The 14610-nt window shown below is 35.0% G+C and carries 16 protein-coding genes; 9 read left to right on the forward strand and 7 right to left on the reverse strand.

Translation table 11 applies throughout. The features are described 5' to 3' along the window. Positions 1–21 precede the first annotated feature (21 nt). Both EG358_RS02725 and EG358_RS02730 read right to left on the reverse strand, forming a co-directional pair. Entirely contained in the window at positions 22–762 is a 741-nt protein-coding gene (locus tag EG358_RS02725; RefSeq protein ID WP_076558022.1) for a uroporphyrinogen-III synthase, read from the reverse strand. A gap of 12 nt (positions 763–774) precedes the next feature. Further along, on the reverse strand, positions 775–1344 hold the full coding sequence (locus EG358_RS02730; RefSeq protein ID WP_262512327.1) for a DUF4271 domain-containing protein: 570 nt from the start codon (positions 1342–1344) through the stop codon (positions 775–777). A 175-nt stretch (positions 1345–1519) separates the two neighbouring features. Between EG358_RS02730 and EG358_RS02735 the strand changes: the two genes are divergently transcribed. The 4 genes from EG358_RS02735 to EG358_RS02750 all read left to right on the forward strand — a co-directional run bounded on the left by EG358_RS02735 (position 1520) and on the right by EG358_RS02750 (position 4964). Continuing rightward, complete coding sequence (locus tag EG358_RS02735) at positions 1520–2236, forward strand: polyprenol monophosphomannose synthase (protein WP_076557185.1); 717 nt, start codon at positions 1520–1522, stop codon at positions 2234–2236. After that, positions 2233–2607 carry a DUF4296 domain-containing protein gene (locus EG358_RS02740; RefSeq protein WP_076557187.1) on the forward strand — a complete coding sequence of 125 codons (375 nt, stop codon included), beginning with the start codon at positions 2233–2235 and terminating at the stop codon, positions 2605–2607. The genes EG358_RS02735 and EG358_RS02740 overlap by 4 nt, the downstream gene beginning before the upstream one ends. 41 nt (positions 2608–2648) lie before the next feature. Continuing rightward, positions 2649–3779, forward strand: a complete 1131-nt coding sequence (gene tgt, locus EG358_RS02745) for a tRNA guanosine(34) transglycosylase Tgt (protein WP_076557188.1) — start codon at positions 2649–2651, stop codon at positions 3777–3779. A 72-nt stretch (positions 3780–3851) separates the two neighbouring features. Next, on the forward strand, positions 3852–4964 hold the full coding sequence (locus EG358_RS02750; protein WP_076557190.1) for an LptF/LptG family permease: 1113 nt from the start codon (positions 3852–3854) through the stop codon (positions 4962–4964). Here the strand turns inward: EG358_RS02750 and EG358_RS02755 are convergent. After that, positions 4958–5671, reverse strand: a complete 714-nt coding sequence (locus EG358_RS02755) for a biotin--[acetyl-CoA-carboxylase] ligase (RefSeq protein ID WP_076557192.1) — start codon at positions 5669–5671, stop codon at positions 4958–4960. The genes EG358_RS02750 and EG358_RS02755 overlap by 7 nt on opposite strands. An 86-nt stretch (positions 5672–5757) precedes the next feature. Between EG358_RS02755 and rsfS the strand changes: the two genes are divergently transcribed. From rsfS to EG358_RS02780, 5 genes are all read left to right on the forward strand, one after another. Then, positions 5758–6126, forward strand: coding sequence for a ribosome silencing factor (gene rsfS, locus EG358_RS02760; protein WP_076557194.1), 369 nt, complete (start codon positions 5758–5760; stop codon positions 6124–6126). A gap of 16 nt (positions 6127–6142) precedes the next feature. After that, entirely contained in the window at positions 6143–8158 is a 2016-nt protein-coding gene (gene ftsH, locus EG358_RS02765) for an ATP-dependent zinc metalloprotease FtsH (RefSeq protein ID WP_076557195.1), read from the forward strand. A 137-nt stretch (positions 8159–8295) separates the two neighbouring features. Further along, positions 8296–8877 carry an LUD domain-containing protein gene (locus EG358_RS02770; RefSeq protein ID WP_076557197.1) on the forward strand — a complete coding sequence of 194 codons (582 nt, stop codon included), beginning with the start codon at positions 8296–8298 and terminating at the stop codon, positions 8875–8877. Positions 8878–8900: 23 nt separating this feature from the next. Further along, a complete protein-coding gene (locus EG358_RS02775) occupies positions 8901–9773 on the forward strand; it encodes a phosphatidate cytidylyltransferase (RefSeq protein ID WP_076557199.1) in 873 nt (290 codons plus the stop codon). 63 nt (positions 9774–9836) lie between these two features. Beyond that, complete coding sequence (locus EG358_RS02780) at positions 9837–10490, forward strand: phosphatidylserine decarboxylase family protein (RefSeq protein ID WP_076557200.1); 654 nt, start codon at positions 9837–9839, stop codon at positions 10488–10490. Positions 10491–10602: 112 nt separating this feature from the next. Here the strand turns inward: EG358_RS02780 and EG358_RS02785 are convergent, their stop codons facing one another. From EG358_RS02785 to EG358_RS02800, 4 genes are all read right to left on the reverse strand, one after another. Then, positions 10603–10950: a DUF1801 domain-containing protein gene (locus EG358_RS02785; RefSeq protein ID WP_076557202.1), complete on the reverse strand. Its 348-nt coding sequence runs from the start codon at positions 10948–10950 to the stop codon at positions 10603–10605. Positions 10951–10972: 22 nt separating this feature from the next. After that, positions 10973–12811, reverse strand: a complete 1839-nt coding sequence (locus tag EG358_RS02790; protein ID WP_076557204.1) for an ABC transporter ATP-binding protein — start codon at positions 12809–12811, stop codon at positions 10973–10975. Between the two features lie 50 nt (positions 12812–12861). Next, positions 12862–13785 (reverse strand): M28 family peptidase, encoded by a 924-nt coding sequence (locus EG358_RS02795; RefSeq protein WP_076557206.1) that lies wholly within the window; start codon positions 13783–13785, stop codon positions 12862–12864. A gap of 324 nt (positions 13786–14109) precedes the next feature. After that, positions 14110–14499, reverse strand: coding sequence for a DUF4293 family protein (locus EG358_RS02800; RefSeq protein WP_076557208.1), 390 nt, complete (start codon positions 14497–14499; stop codon positions 14110–14112). Between the last annotated feature and the right edge of the window lie 111 nt (positions 14500–14610).

The raw sequence follows: 14610 nt of genomic DNA on the forward strand, positions 1-14610 counted from the left end.
TTTGTATCAAATACTTTAAAACTATTTGTGCAGGCTTTTGATATATTTTTCAAGCGCCATAGTCATAGATGGTGTTTCTTTTGTGGGAGCCATAAGATCTATTTTTAAACCTGCATCTTCTGCTGCAGCTGAAGTAGTAGGTCCGAAAACGCCTATTTTTGTATCTTCCTGTTTAAAATCCGGGAAATTTTGTTGCAGAGATTTTATCCCTTGCGGGCTAAAGAAAATCAACATATCGTAATCTTGAATGTTGATATCCGTCAAATCACTGCATACCGTTCTGTACATGATTGCTCTCGTCCATTGGATGTTAGCCGCATCCAAAGTTTTTGGAATATCCGGGCTTAAAACATCTGAAGAAGGCAGCAGGTACTTCTCGGAAGGGAATTTTTTGAAAAGTGGCAAAAGATCGGCAAAGTTTTTTTCACCAAAACTGATCTTTCTTTTTCTGTACACAATGTGCTTCTGAAGGTAATTGGCAATCGCCTCAGACTGACAAATGTATCTCATTGTGTCTGGCACGGTAAACCTTAATTCTTCAGCAAGTCTGAAATAATGGTCTATCGCATTTTTACTGGTAAAAATAATACCGGTATGCTGCGTAAGATCAATTTTTTGTGTTCTAAGTTCTTTGTTGTCTACTCCTTCGACGTGGATAAAAGGGCGGAAGTCAATCTTTATTTTTTCCTTCTTCGCAATTTCCAGATATGGAGAAGACTCACTAGGTGCTGGTTGAGAAACCAATATTGACTTTATTCTCATCATGTACTTTTATTAAATAAATAATAACTTCCAAAGCATCAACAGTGGTGCAATTTGGAGGGTGCAAATATACAAAAATTTATAATACCATTTTTGGGGTAAGATGTTGTTTCTGTGAAACAAATAGAAAAACACCTTGAAAATGAATACAAAAGAAAAAAAACTGATATAATAAATAAATGCGCTATTTCTGTCTATCGGGAAATAATAGTGGGTTACACATAAAATAATCAGTAAAACTGAGAGGATAAAGTGAAATTTGGTGGAGGTAAAATAAAAAATAGTCCATTTTTTGCCATCGCCTATCGCTTGGTAAAATAAAAAACCCAATGCAGTTCTTATTAAATAAAAAAGCGAAATAATTACAATAGTATATCCTATTTTATTAAGCTGATATCCAAAAGGCTGAAAATCGGCAACATATTTCGGGATAATCGGGACATATTGAGAAATCAGAACGCTCAAACTTAAGGCTGTAACAATTGAAGTAATGATCCAGCTCGGAAGGTTGTTGCTAGAATCATAGTATTTCTGCAAAAGGAAATCTTTAAGATTGGCCTCACGCTCTACTATATTCATCATAAAGATGTATAAAAAAAGACAACCGATAAGGATAAAAACCACCCAATCATTATTTTCGGGTATTCTTACTTCGTTTTTAAAATTTAGTAATATAGGCAACGCAATATTTTTTGCAAAATTATCGATTATTTTGTTTAAAATAAAAAGCTTAAATAAACTATCTTTGCAAATTGAAATGAAAAAACTCGTCATAATTCCGACCTATAACGAAAAGGAGAATATAGAAAATATAATTTCCGCTGTTTTTGCATTGGAAGAAGAGTTTCACATCCTGGTGGTAGACGATTCTTCGCCAGATAAAACGGCCGACCTTGTAAAAGAACTTCAAAAAAAGTTTCCTCACACTCTTCATCTTTCTATAAGACATATGAAAGATGGCTTAGGGAAGGCATATATTCATGGTTTTAAATGGGCGCTTCAAAACAATTATGATTACATTTTTGAGATGGATGCCGATTTTTCTCATGACCCAAAAGATTTGCCAAAACTTTTTGAAGCCTGCAAAAATGCAGATATGGCAGTGGGTTCCCGGTATTCTAAAGGCGTAAATGTTGTCAACTGGCCAATGGGAAGAGTTTTACTTTCTTATTTCGCATCAAAATATGTGAGATTTATTTTAGGTCTTCCAATTCATGATACTACAGCAGGTTTCGTATGTTTTTCAAGAAAAGTTTTAGACGAAATAGGTTTAGATAATGTAAGGTTGAAAGGGTATGGTTTTCAGATTGAAATGAAATTCAGAGCTTTCAAAAAAGGGTTTAAAATTGTAGAAGTTCCTATTATTTTTACCAATAGAATTTTGGGTGAAAGTAAAATGAATGGCGGAATCATCCATGAAGCCGTATTTGGTGTTTTAAATTTAAAGTGGAAATCAATAATCAACAGGTTATGAAAAAACTGATCTTCATTTTCGTTTTAATATGTCTGTTTTCATGCAGTGAATATATAGATAAACCAAAAAATCTTATTGATAAAGATAAGATGTCAGAAATTATAGCTGATTTGGCGATTAACGATCAGGTTACCTATCTGTATCCGGGAAGTAATCTGGAAAGCGGTACAAGATTTATTTTAAAAAATCATCAGGTGAAAACCGAAGATTTTGTAGCAAGCTACCGATATTATATTGTTAAGCAGAAAATGACGGGGATTGTAGAAGATGCCCAGAAGATTATTTTAGAAAAAGATCCAAAGTCTGAAAAGACAATAAAAGGCGATACTCGATTAAAAGACATAGAATTGCCAAAATTAGAAAGACGATAATGAAGTAATGCTTTCCTGTAAAGCAGCTAAAATGTATAAGAATGAATTTTTTTAATATAGAAAAAACCTCAGAAAGCAAAGCAAGAGCCGGAGTTTTATCAACCGATCACGGGACGATTCAAACACCGATTTTCATGCCTGTAGGAACTGTTGCAAGTGTAAAAACTGTTCACCAGAGAGAAATAAAAGATGATATTAAAGCTCAGATTATTTTGGGAAATACCTATCATTTATATCTTCGTCCGGGAATGGAAGTAATGCAGGAAGCTGGAGGTTTACATAAATTTATGAATTGGGATCTTCCTATTCTTACCGATTCAGGAGGTTTTCAGGTGTTTTCTCTTTCAGGAAGCCGAAAAATGTCTGAAGAAGGGGTGAAATTCAAATCTCACATTGACGGCAGTTATCATTTATTCACTCCGGAAAAATCAATGGAAATCCAGAGACAGATCGGAGCAGATATTTTCATGGCTTTTGATGAATGTGTTGCTTATCCAAGTGATTATAATCGGGTAAAGCTTTCAATGGAAATGACCCATCGCTGGCTAAAAAGATGCATCGACTGGAACGCTGAAAATCCTGAATTATACGGTCATAAACAAAGATTTTTCCCGATTGTTCAAGGCTCCACTTATTCAGATTTAAGAAAAATTTCAGCAGAAGTAATCTCGGAAGCGGGTGCAGAAGGAAATGCAATTGGCGGTCTTTCTGTAGGAGAACCTGAAGAAGAGCTATATAGAATTACTGATGAGGTAACCGATATCTTGCCGAAAGACAAACCGAGGTATTTGATGGGAGTAGGAACTCCGTGGAATATTTTAGAATCAATTGGTTTGGGAATCGATATGATGGATTGCGTAATGCCAACAAGAAATGCAAGAAATGCAATGCTTTTCACTTGGCAAGGGGTGATGAATATGAAAAACGAAAAATGGAAGAAAGATTTTTCTCCATTAGACGAGTTTGGGACAAGTTTTGTAGATCACGAATACTCTAAAGCGTATGTGCGTCATTTATTTGTGTCTAAAGAATATTTGGCAAAACAAATCGCGTCAATCCATAATCTTGCGTTTTATTTAGATTTGGTGAAAGTTGCAAGAGAACATATATTAGCTGGAGATTTCTATCAATGGAAAGATTCTGTAGTTCCTGTATTGAGACAAAGGCTTTAGAAATAAAAATGAGAAGTCCCGAAAAGACGGCTTAATAAAGATAGGACAAAATCCTATTAAAAATAAATAGAAATGCTTAAAATAGTAGACGGATATATCGTAAAAAAGTACCTTGGAACTTTTAGTTTCATGTTGATATTGCTGTCTATTGTCGTTTTGGTTATTGATGTTCAGCAGAAAATTCCTAGAATAGAAAAAGCTACTGAAATTGATCCTAAGTTAGATTTAACGTACTTTCTTATTCACTTTTATCCTTATTGGATTATCAATTTGGTGATAACATTCTTGGCGATTCTCGTTTTTATATCGGTGATTTATTTTACCTCAAGAATGGCAAATAATACCGAGATTGTTGCTATTATAAGCAGTGGTGCAAGTTTTCACAGATTTGCAAGGCCATATTTGCTGACTTCTTTATTTATTGCTTTGATTTCTCTGACGGTGAATCATTTCGTTTTGCCTTGGGCAAATGTCAAGAAAAACCAACTGGAAGCCTATACTTACAACGCAGCTGCTAAAGAGAAAATTCTCGGAACGGCTCCCGTTTCTGCACAATTAAGCAAGACAGAATATATTTTCGTTAATTCTTGGAACAAAAGAGAAAAAAGAGGCTACGGATTTTTGTACCAGAAGTTTGATAAAAACCGGAAGCTCATCTACGAGCTTAAAGCAACCGATGTTGTCTGGCAACAAGATAAAAAAAGCTTTGTGCTAAATAGTTATTTGGAAAAAACCATCAATAAAGATGATTCCGAAAAATTAGGGCAGGGTTTTGAGTTGAAAAAAAATTACGGACAAGATCCTGAAGAATTATTTCCAAACGAACTTTTGGGACAAAATAAGCCGACTCCTGATCTTATAAAATTCATCCAGCGTGAAAAAGATAAAGGAAACAGCAATTTAAATTCTCACCTGAACGAGTTTCATCAGCGTACTTCAATGCCGGTTTCGATTATTATTCTTACGTTTTTGGCGCTATCTCTTTCGTCACAAAAGAAAAGGGGAGGTTTGGGGATTAATCTTGCGATAGGAATTTCTTTGGCATTCGTATTTGTATTCTCTTTTGAAGCTTTAAAAGTGGTTTCAGAGAACAAAAGTATGTCACCTGCATTGGCGATGTGGTTCCCGAATATTATATTCTTTCCGATTACTTTGTTCTTATATTTAAAACGAGCAAATCAATAAAGAAGTTTGATTTCTTTGTGGTAAAAAGATCGCAATCCGGATTCCAGTTCAATCCAGATTTCACCATTTTTGTCTGCATTTTTGATGATGCCATTTTGTCTTACATTCTCAATCTCAAAAACGGATACTTCGTCTTTTTTGAATAGATCTAAGTTAAATTGGTTTAATACTTCATCGTCGTTGGGAATATTATTTAATTTTTTGATCAAAAATAAATGTAGTTTTTCTGCGAACGGCTTAAGGTTAAATATCTCTCCCGTTTGCGTTAAAAGCGATCCTGCATTAGAAATTTTATCAAATTTTTCCTGTAAAATATTGACTCCCACTCCGATAATAAAGTAACTTTCCTGATTGATTTTTTTCTTTTCGATCAGTATTCCTGCAACCTTTTTATTTTTAATGATAATATCATTCGGCCATTTTATTTTAACTATCTTTTCAGTCAGATTGGCAAGATAGCTTTGTACAGCGATTGCGGTATAATAATTGAACAAAAAATCAGAGTGATGAATGCATGAGGTTTTTACCGCCAATGTATAAGCAAGATTTTGTTCCGCTGCTGATGTCCAGGAGTTTCCGTATTGTCCCCGTCCTTTTATTTGATTGAATGTATAAAGACCAATAAAATTTGATTGCGGATAAAGTAAAACGTCAGATATTTCGTCATTAGTAGAAGAACATGCATTGCGGTAAAATAGCTCACTCATTTAAGAAAACTTTAAGACTTTAAAACCCTAAAAGTAAGGCTAAAGTAAAAGAAAAACAATAAATTTGCAGATTATAGTATATTTTAATGAATAAAACAGCAGAAAAGCAAGCGCTAATAGATAAAATTGTAGAGGCAATTCAAGATGTAAAAGGTGAAGACATTATGATCTTTGACCTTACCAAAATCGAAAACTCAGTTGCAGAAACGTTTATAATATGTAGCGGAAACTCAAATACACAAGTTTCGGCATTAGCAGGAAGTGTAGAAAAAAAAGTAAGAAACGATCTTCAAGACAGACCTTGGCATGTGGAGGGTACAGAAAACTCAATGTGGGTTTTGGTAGATTACGTTTCAGTGGTAGTGCATATTTTCCAGAAAGAGACTCGTGAATATTACGATATAGAAGAGCTTTGGGGAGATGCAAAAATCACAAGGATAGAAAGTGAAATATAAATTTTAAAAGTAATAAATGAATAATAAAGGATTTAACTGGTTTTTCCCTGTCATGATTATAGCACTTGTGTTATTTTTTGTTGCAAATTCTATGGGCGGCGACAGTGCAAAATCTATTGATGAAGATTCGTTCTTCAAAGAGATGCAGGCTGGGAAGATTCAAAAAGTGTTGATAGACAAGCAAAAACAAAATGCTGAAGTTTATTTAACAAAAGCTGCTAAAACGGAGACCGTAAAAACTCAGGATAAAAGTTCGAACCCATTCTCATCACTGGGAATGACTCCAAAAGCAGATTATACACTTAAATATGGTGATTTACAGTTGTTTTTATCAAAGTTTGAAACTTTGAAAGCTGAAAATCCCGCTTTAAAAACGACCAAAGATTACGCAGAAGGAGAAAGCCCATTAATGAGTATTCTTATTCAGGCATTGATCTGGATTACCATTTTAGGACTTTTCTATTTCATACTTTTCAGAAAGATGGGCGGCGGTGGCGGTCCTGGCGGACAAATTTTCTCTATCGGAAAATCTAAAGCCAAGCTTTTTGACGAAAAAGAAAGAATTCAGGTAACATTTAAAGATGTTGCAGGATTGGAAGGTGCTAAGGAAGAAGTACAGGAAGTTGTAGATTTCTTAAAGAACTCAGAAAAATATACCAAATTGGGAGGTAAAATTCCTAAAGGTGTACTTTTGGTAGGCCCTCCGGGAACAGGTAAAACCTTGTTGGCGAAAGCTGTTGCTGGTGAAGCTAAAGTTCCTTTCTTCTCATTGTCTGGTTCAGATTTTGTTGAAATGTTTGTCGGGGTAGGTGCTTCAAGAGTAAGAGATTTGTTTGCTCAGGCTAAAGCTAAATCTCCAGCGATTATCTTCATCGATGAGATCGACGCAATCGGTCGTGCAAGAGGAAAAAACAATTTCTCTGGTGGAAACGACGAAAGAGAAAATACATTGAACCAGCTTCTTACTGAGATGGATGGTTTCGGAACTGATGTTAACGTTATCGTGATGGCTGCAACCAACAGAGCCGATATTTTAGATAAAGCTTTAATGAGAGCGGGTCGTTTTGACCGTTCGATCTATGTAGATCTTCCGGAATTACATGAAAGAAGAGATATTTTTGATGTTCATTTATTGAAAATCAAGTTGGATGAGAATGTTGACAGAGATTTCTTAGCAAAGCAAACTCCTGGATTCAGTGGGGCAGATATTGCTAATGTTTGTAACGAAGCAGCATTAATTGCAGCTAGAAATAGTCATACTTCGGTTACAAAACAAGATTTCCTTGATGCTGTAGACAGAATCATCGGCGGTCTCGAAAAGAAAAATATGGCCATCAAACCTTCAGAGAAGAAGAGAGTTGCTTATCATGAGGCTGGGCACGCTACCATATCTTGGCTGGTAGAGCATGCTGCACCGCTTTTAAAAGTGACGATTGTGCCAAGAGGACGTTCTTTAGGAGCAGCTTGGTATCTTCCGGAAGAAAGACAATTAACGACTACAGAACAAATGTTGGATGAGCTATGTGCAACATTGGGAGGTAGAGCTGCAGAGCAGGTTATATTTAACAATATTTCGACAGGTGCGCTTTCTGATTTGGAAAGTGTTACGAAAAGAGCTCAGGCTATGGTAACGATCTACGGACTAAGCCCGAATATTGGTAATATTTCTTACTATGACAGTTCAGGACAGTCTGAGTACAGTTTTGGGAAACCTTATTCTGAAGAAACTGCTAAGAAAATTGATGTTGAAATTAAATCAATCATCGAAAACCAATATCAGAGAGCGGTTCAGATTCTTACAGACAATAAAGATAAACTGGATGCTTTGGCGACTAAGCTTTTAGAAAAAGAAGTGATATTCCGTGAAGATCTTGAGGATATATTCGGTAAAAGAGCATGGGATCCTGAATTGACAGAGAGACCTGTAACGAATACAATTCCTGCAGTTGAAGAAATCGGAGAGCCAATTGTGATTAAAGAAAAAGAAGATGGTAGTGAAATTCAGGCTCCTGAAAGTTCCACTCAAATCTAAAATATCCTGATAGGATTTAATATAAACTCCCGGCAAATAATCTATTTGTCGGGTTTTTTGTTATTTAAACTATATTCTTAGACGAATTATAATTATATTTTCTATTTTTGTATTAAGTTGACTAAAAATATACTAAGTTGAGTTTATTTAAAAGAATTGTAAGCAAACTAACCAACCAGCCCGAAGAAGATGAGAAGCAGAGCCTGGAAAAGCTTGGAGATTCGCTGAAAAATGCAGATCTCGATTACAAGTTTGCGCAATTATTTACGCATTCTGGTGGCTTTTTCAACTATTGCGCAGATGAGGCGGAAGCATTGCAGACCTTAAATCAGATTTTGAAAATCGAGGGAATCAACTCTGTTTTTTGCTGTGATAAGGATCTTCAGGGTTTTTTGAATGTAATTAAAATCAATAACACTCCCGAACTGGAATCGCGTAACGATGCCGCTTTTATTTCATGCGAATATCTTATTGCGTACGATGGCAGAATCATGCTTTCTCACAATAATATTCTGCATTATCATTCTTCAAGACTGCCTAGTAAAATTATTATTATGGCAAATGTCTCTCAGATCGTCAATAATCTTAATGACGCAATGGGCAAGATAAAACGCACCGGAAACATCAAAAATCTTACTTCAATCAGCGGAAATCATTCTAAGTTGGATGCTGCTGCAAACAATAATACGAAGCTATTCTTACTCTTGTTGGAAGATTAGCATAGCTTTCTAAATTTTAAATTTTGGACAAAAATCTTATTCAAAGAACAATTTCTGGGCTGGTTTATGTAGCCGTAATATTTCTTTGTGCCACACCTTTTGGTGCGCAGCTTCTAGACTCGGTTTCTCCAGGTCTCGTTCAACAGCAGTATTTGTACTATGGCTTGATAAGCCTTCTTTTGTTGGTAGGAACTTGGGAATGCATAAAGATTATGAAATTCGGAGACGGCTACGAGAAATGGATTGTTTTTCCTCTCGTCCTTTTTATTTTCTATGTTTTCTCTAAAAGATACTTCCAGCACGGTTTTTATTTTGATTTTAGATTGTCGGAGATTTTAGCTATTTCATTAACCGTAATTGCGGTAATTACCTTATTTAAATTTTCAAGTGAACTTTATATAGACAGCGGAAAGCTTATTTTTACAGTAATCTACGTTGCTCTTCCGTTTTCTTTTGCCTTAGGCTTGCCCAAATATTCTTCAATGGAAAATACCTTTTCATTAGAAGTGATTTTCTTATTTATTTTGATTTGGAGTAGTGATACCTTTGCATATCTGGTAGGGAAATTCTTCGGAAAACATAAAATGGCACCAAAGATTTCGCCTAAAAAAACTTGGGAAGGTTATATTGGAGGTGTTGTTTTAACTTTGATACTGTCTTATTTTGTAGAACAATATCAGCCACAGCTTCGTGGAAACTGGATGGTTGTCGGCTTTCTGATTGCCGCATTTGCACCTTTGGGAGATTTGGTAGAAAGCCAGCTAAAAAGAAATTTTGGTGTAAAAGACAGCGGAAACATCATTCCTGGGCACGGTGGCGTATTAGATAGGCTAGACAGTTTTTTAATCTGCGTTCCTGTCGTATATTTGTACTTTATTTTAGAAAAATTTATTTAAACTTATATTACTGTTATACTTCACACACTGCGTTGCTTATAACAAACAACAATTAGTATCATTATGAAATTACATAAAGAGTCGAAAGGCACCATCGCGGTAGCGTCTATACTTTTCGCAATTATTGCGGCGGCATCTATTTATTTTCTTGAAATGTGGTCGCTTTTGATCATCGTACCATTATTGGTAATTTACAGTTTGGTGTTTTGGTTCTTTAGGGTTCCGAACCGTGATATTTTAGATCATGTGGAAAATGTAATTGCTCCTGTTGACGGCAAAGTAGTGATGATTAAAGAAGTAGAAGAAGATGAGTTTATCAAAGGAAAAGCAATTCAGGTTTCTATTTTTATGTCCCCGCTGAATGTTCATATTTGTAGATATCCGGTTTCCGGGGATGTAATTTATAAGAAATATCATCCGGGAAAATATTTGGTTGCATGGCACGAAAAATCGTCTACAGAAAACGAAAGAACAACCATTGCGGTAGAGAGTTTAACGAAACATAAAGTGGTTTTCAGACAAATTGCAGGATATGTTGCAAGAAGAATTGTTTTCTATTGCAAAGAAGGTGATAAAGCAAAAGCAGGCCATGAATTCGGTTTCATTAAATTCGGATCAAGAATGGATATTTTCTTACCACTTGACACGGAAATTATCTGTAAAATCGGAGACAAAACCAAAGGCGGAGTCGATGTGATTGCTAAAATGAGAGATTAATATTAAATGAAAATATATAAAGACCGTTTCGAAAGAAGCGGTCTTTTTTTGGCTTATTAATTCTGTAAAATGCTTTTATTAAAAAACTCTTAAATAGCGGTTTTTATTTCAACTATTTTATATGCTTTTTTACTTCCATAATCAGGCTTAAAATAAAATCCACTGGTAAATCCTCGTTTTCATCTATTAAAAGGATTTTAAACTTCTTTCTGCCTTCGCTGATGAGTTCTGGATAGTCTAATCGGTCACCGTGATAAAAGCTGATGTAATGTTTTTGATGCTTTTTACTGTAATAAAGATAGCAGAGCATTTTCTTTTTAAACTTAAAAAACGGCAACCCAAAACTCAGAGTTTCTGTAATGTTTTCGGGATCAGATTCTAAAATCTTTTTTCTTAAAAACAGAAGAGTACTTCTTTCAGGCTCATCGATTCTGTAGAAGTACTCTTGTATAGGATTCATTTTAAATTAAATTTAAAATTGTTTAGTCAAAATTCTGAAGTTCTACCAACTTGTGATAAGTTCCTCTTCTTGCCATTAATTCTTGGTGGCTTCCCTGTTCTACGATGTCGCCTTTTTCCATGACCACAATCCAGTCTGCTTTCTGAATCGTTGAAAGTCGGTGAGCGATAACCAGTGAAGTTCTGTTTTCCATCATTTTTTCAAGGGCGTCCTGCACAAATTTTTCTGATTCTGTATCCAAAGCAGAAGTAGCTTCATCCAAAATCATAATCGGTGGGTTTTTCAGAACAGCTCTTGCGATAGAAACTCTCTGTTTTTGTCCGCCAGAAAGTTTTCCTCCGTCATCACCGATATTGGTGTCGTAACCGTTTGGAAGCTGACTAATGAAGTGATCTGCGTTGGCAATTTTTGCTGCTGCAATTACTTCATCTCTTGTTGCTTCAGGTTTACCCATCAAAATATTGTTGTAAACCGTATCGTTGAACAATACAGACTCTTGGGTAACCATTCCTAAAAGTTTTCTGTATTCAGTCAGTTTTAAATGCTTAATATCTGTTTCGTCAATTAAAATCTGACCTTCCGATACATCATAGAAACGTGCCAAAAGATTGGCAATCGTCGTTTTTCCGCTTCCGCTTTGGCCGACCAATGCAACCGTTTTTCCCTTTGGAATAATCAGATTGAAATTCTTTAAAATCAAATTAGATTTATCGTAATAAAAACCAATATCTTTAAAATGGATGTGTGTATTCAGGTTTGAAATAGAAACAGGTTCTGCAATTTCCTCAATTTTTACATCAGCGTCAAGAATTTCCAAAACTCTGTGTAAAGAAGCCTCACCTTTCTGAACATTAGAAATAGAAGCAGATAAACTTTTCACCGGAGGCAAAATCTGGAAGAACATTCCTAAAAATACTAAAAAGTCTTCTGGAGCAATACTCTGGTCTACAATGATTTGCTTCCCACCGTACCAAGCAATAATTAAAAAGGTTACGGATCCTAGAAATTCGCTTATTGGTGATGCCAGTTCCTTTTTTCTGCCTAATCTGATCGAACTGTTGATCCATTTCTGCATAGAACCCATGAAACGGTTGTCCATTATTTTCTCTGCGCTGAAGATTTTGATCACTTTAGAAGATTTCAGAGTTTCATCAACGATAGAGAAGATGGTTCCCATTTCGTTTTGTGCTTCATGAGAATCTTTTTTCAGGCTTTTTCCAATTAAAGCAATCATTGTTCCCATTACCGGTAAAACCAAAAGAGAAAAAAGTGTAAGCTCAGAACTTAACCAGAAAAGACTTATCAATGTACTGATTAACATAAACGGAGCATTGATCAAATCTACCAAGCTTCCCAAAATGTTTCCTTCTACTTCGCCAACATCGTTTGACATACGAGACATCATATCTCCTTTTCTGCTATCTGTAAAAAATGAAACGGGCAAAGATAAAACCTTACGATACATCTCACCACGAAGATCTTTGGTAACACCAACACGATAATTAATAAGAAGAAAAGATCCCAAATATCTGAAAATGTTTCTTAGTAAAAACATAAATGCGGTAATTACGCAAAGCCAGGCTAAAACATTCAAAGTGCCATAATCATCAACCAAAGTCTGGATGTAATAATTAGAATACTTCTTTAAGTAAGAAAATAAATCTACAAGATCTCCGGAATATACAGGTGCAGCTTTGAAGTTTTCACGTTTGATGGTGCCAAAAAGCATTCCCAAAACAGGTAATATCGTCCCTAAAGATGCAATCTGAAATACGGAATATAAAAGATTGAAGAATAAACTTCCGTAGATGTATTTCTGATGCGGTCGTGCGAATCTGAGTATTTTTTTATATTCGTTCATTCAATAAAATTGGATAGCAAAATTAATTAAAATATAATGATAAGACGTTTTTAATTGAATTTTACTTTATCATTATATTTAGGATTAAAGTTTTTTGGGCTTAATTTTTCTAAAGTTTTAGCAAAATTATTGATAATCTGTGTCATATTTTTAGAATTTACAATACTCATGTCGTCATTTGCCTCATGATAATGTTTTATTTTGCTCATGTCTGCGGTAGAAATAGAATGGGCAATAATTTTCTTTTTTACAAAACTTACATTATCTGATCTGTAAAATAGCTGTTGCTTCGCATAAGGATCAGGATGGATTTTTAAACCATTAACAGCATTTTGATTAAACAATTCATCAAGATCAGAAAACTCGTCACCGGTAATGAAAACGGTGTTTTTTCCGAATTCTGCTTCGGTTGCCACCATTTCAAAATTAAATAATGCTGAAAGATTATTATAGATTGGGTCTAAATTTTTATCCTCAGAAATTGCGGTTGAACCTAGCATTCCTTTTTCTTCGCCATTAAATGCCATGAAGACCATTGAAAATTCAGGTTTTTTATTTTTAAAATAATCGGCAATTCCTACTAAAGTGGTAATTCCGCTGGCATCGTCATCTGCGCCGTTGTAGATATTGTCTCCCGATTTATTGCTTACCCCGATATGATCAAAGTGACCCGAGAATCCTAAAAACTTTTCCGATTTTCCTTTCTTGATTCCGCACACATTGTAAGCCGTTTTTCCTTTATAATTAAAAGGAACGAGATAAGAATTCCCTGTGCAATATTCTAAATTGTTTTCTTTGAAAAGCTGTGCAATGTATTCTGCAGCTTTATCGTTTTCAGGAGTTCCGATTTCACGGCCTTTCATTTCGTCAGAAGCCAGAGTTGAAATGACGGTTCTTACGCGCTCTTCAGAAACATCTTGTGCGAAAGCCGAAGCAGAAAAAAGGGATAGGAAAAGAAAGGTTAGTTTTTTCATAGGTAGATTTTACGGGTTTAATTATGATCAAATATGTCGCAGTTTTACCCGAAATGTTGCAAGTAATCTTAATTTATTTACATCCCACAGATTTCACAGACTCTCACAGGTTTTATTATGATTAAATTATATAGATACTACCTAAACCTTATAGGTTTTTAAAACCTATAAGGTTTGAACAACAAAATTTAAATATACTATATTCCTGATTTTTAATGCTATTATTTTATTCCAACCATCTGCATAAATCTGTGAAATCAATGGAAAATAAAAAAAACAGCTCCCAAAAAGGAAGCTGTTCTCACTCAAAAAATCGTTGTAAGGTTATCGTAGTCTGTCTACAGATTTTACGAGCCTCTCATCTCTTTTGATAAAAATATTTGCCAAAAACAAACAAATTATCGCAATCGATGGGAAAACCGGCTCAATACCCTTCTCGGGAAAATCTATTCCTCCGGATAAGTTTTGCATCCAGTACACCAATACACCAATCAACAAAGCGTTTATAATGATGCTGATATTATTCAGCAAGATTTGTCTTTTTCTGTTTTTAAAACTAAACAAACTCAATGCGCCAACCAAAACCAGGATAATGCATGCGATACTGATGATCGGAAGATTCCCGAAAACATCCACATCTTGTCCTGTTATATATAAGAAAGCTGCTGCTAAAACCGACAGCAAAATCCAAATGGTCTGTATTCTCTGTAACATAGAATTTCAAATTCAGAAGCAAAAATAACATAAATTTTGCACAATTCAAAAATAAGTGTAGATTTGCAACATACAATGTACTTGAAAACAAAAGTCACCCGACTTACTTTT

It is taken from the genome of Chryseobacterium indoltheticum (assembly GCF_003815915.1).
Lineage (GTDB): Bacteria > Bacteroidota > Bacteroidia > Flavobacteriales > Weeksellaceae > Chryseobacterium > Chryseobacterium indoltheticum.

What these genes read in the sequence shown, in the direction of transcription:
- EG358_RS02725 (WP_076558022.1), bottom strand. Translation starts at nt 762, where the DNA reads ATGAGAATAAAGTCAATATTGGTTTCTCAACCAGCACCTAGTGAGTCT.
- EG358_RS02730 (WP_262512327.1), bottom strand. Translation starts at nt 1,344, where the DNA reads ATGATGAATATAGTAGAGCGTGAGGCCAATCTTAAAGATTTCCTTTTG.
- EG358_RS02735 (WP_076557185.1), top strand. Translation starts at nt 1,520, where the DNA reads ATGAAAAAACTCGTCATAATTCCGACCTATAACGAAAAGGAGAATATA.
- EG358_RS02740 (WP_076557187.1), top strand. Translation starts at nt 2,233, where the DNA reads ATGAAAAAACTGATCTTCATTTTCGTTTTAATATGTCTGTTTTCATGC.
- tgt (WP_076557188.1), top strand. Translation starts at nt 2,649, where the DNA reads ATGAATTTTTTTAATATAGAAAAAACCTCAGAAAGCAAAGCAAGAGCC.
- EG358_RS02750 (WP_076557190.1), top strand. Translation starts at nt 3,852, where the DNA reads ATGCTTAAAATAGTAGACGGATATATCGTAAAAAAGTACCTTGGAACT.
- EG358_RS02755 (WP_076557192.1), bottom strand. Translation starts at nt 5,671, where the DNA reads ATGAGTGAGCTATTTTACCGCAATGCATGTTCTTCTACTAATGACGAA.
- rsfS (WP_076557194.1), top strand. Translation starts at nt 5,758, where the DNA reads ATGAATAAAACAGCAGAAAAGCAAGCGCTAATAGATAAAATTGTAGAG.
- ftsH (WP_076557195.1), top strand. Translation starts at nt 6,143, where the DNA reads ATGAATAATAAAGGATTTAACTGGTTTTTCCCTGTCATGATTATAGCA.
- EG358_RS02780 (WP_076557200.1), top strand. Translation starts at nt 9,837, where the DNA reads ATGAAATTACATAAAGAGTCGAAAGGCACCATCGCGGTAGCGTCTATA.
- EG358_RS02785 (WP_076557202.1), bottom strand. Translation starts at nt 10,950, where the DNA reads ATGAATCCTATACAAGAGTACTTCTACAGAATCGATGAGCCTGAAAGA.
- EG358_RS02790 (WP_076557204.1), bottom strand. Translation starts at nt 12,811, where the DNA reads ATGAACGAATATAAAAAAATACTCAGATTCGCACGACCGCATCAGAAA.
- EG358_RS02795 (WP_076557206.1), bottom strand. Translation starts at nt 13,785, where the DNA reads ATGAAAAAACTAACCTTTCTTTTCCTATCCCTTTTTTCTGCTTCGGCT.
- EG358_RS02800 (WP_076557208.1), bottom strand. Translation starts at nt 14,499, where the DNA reads ATGTTACAGAGAATACAGACCATTTGGATTTTGCTGTCGGTTTTAGCA.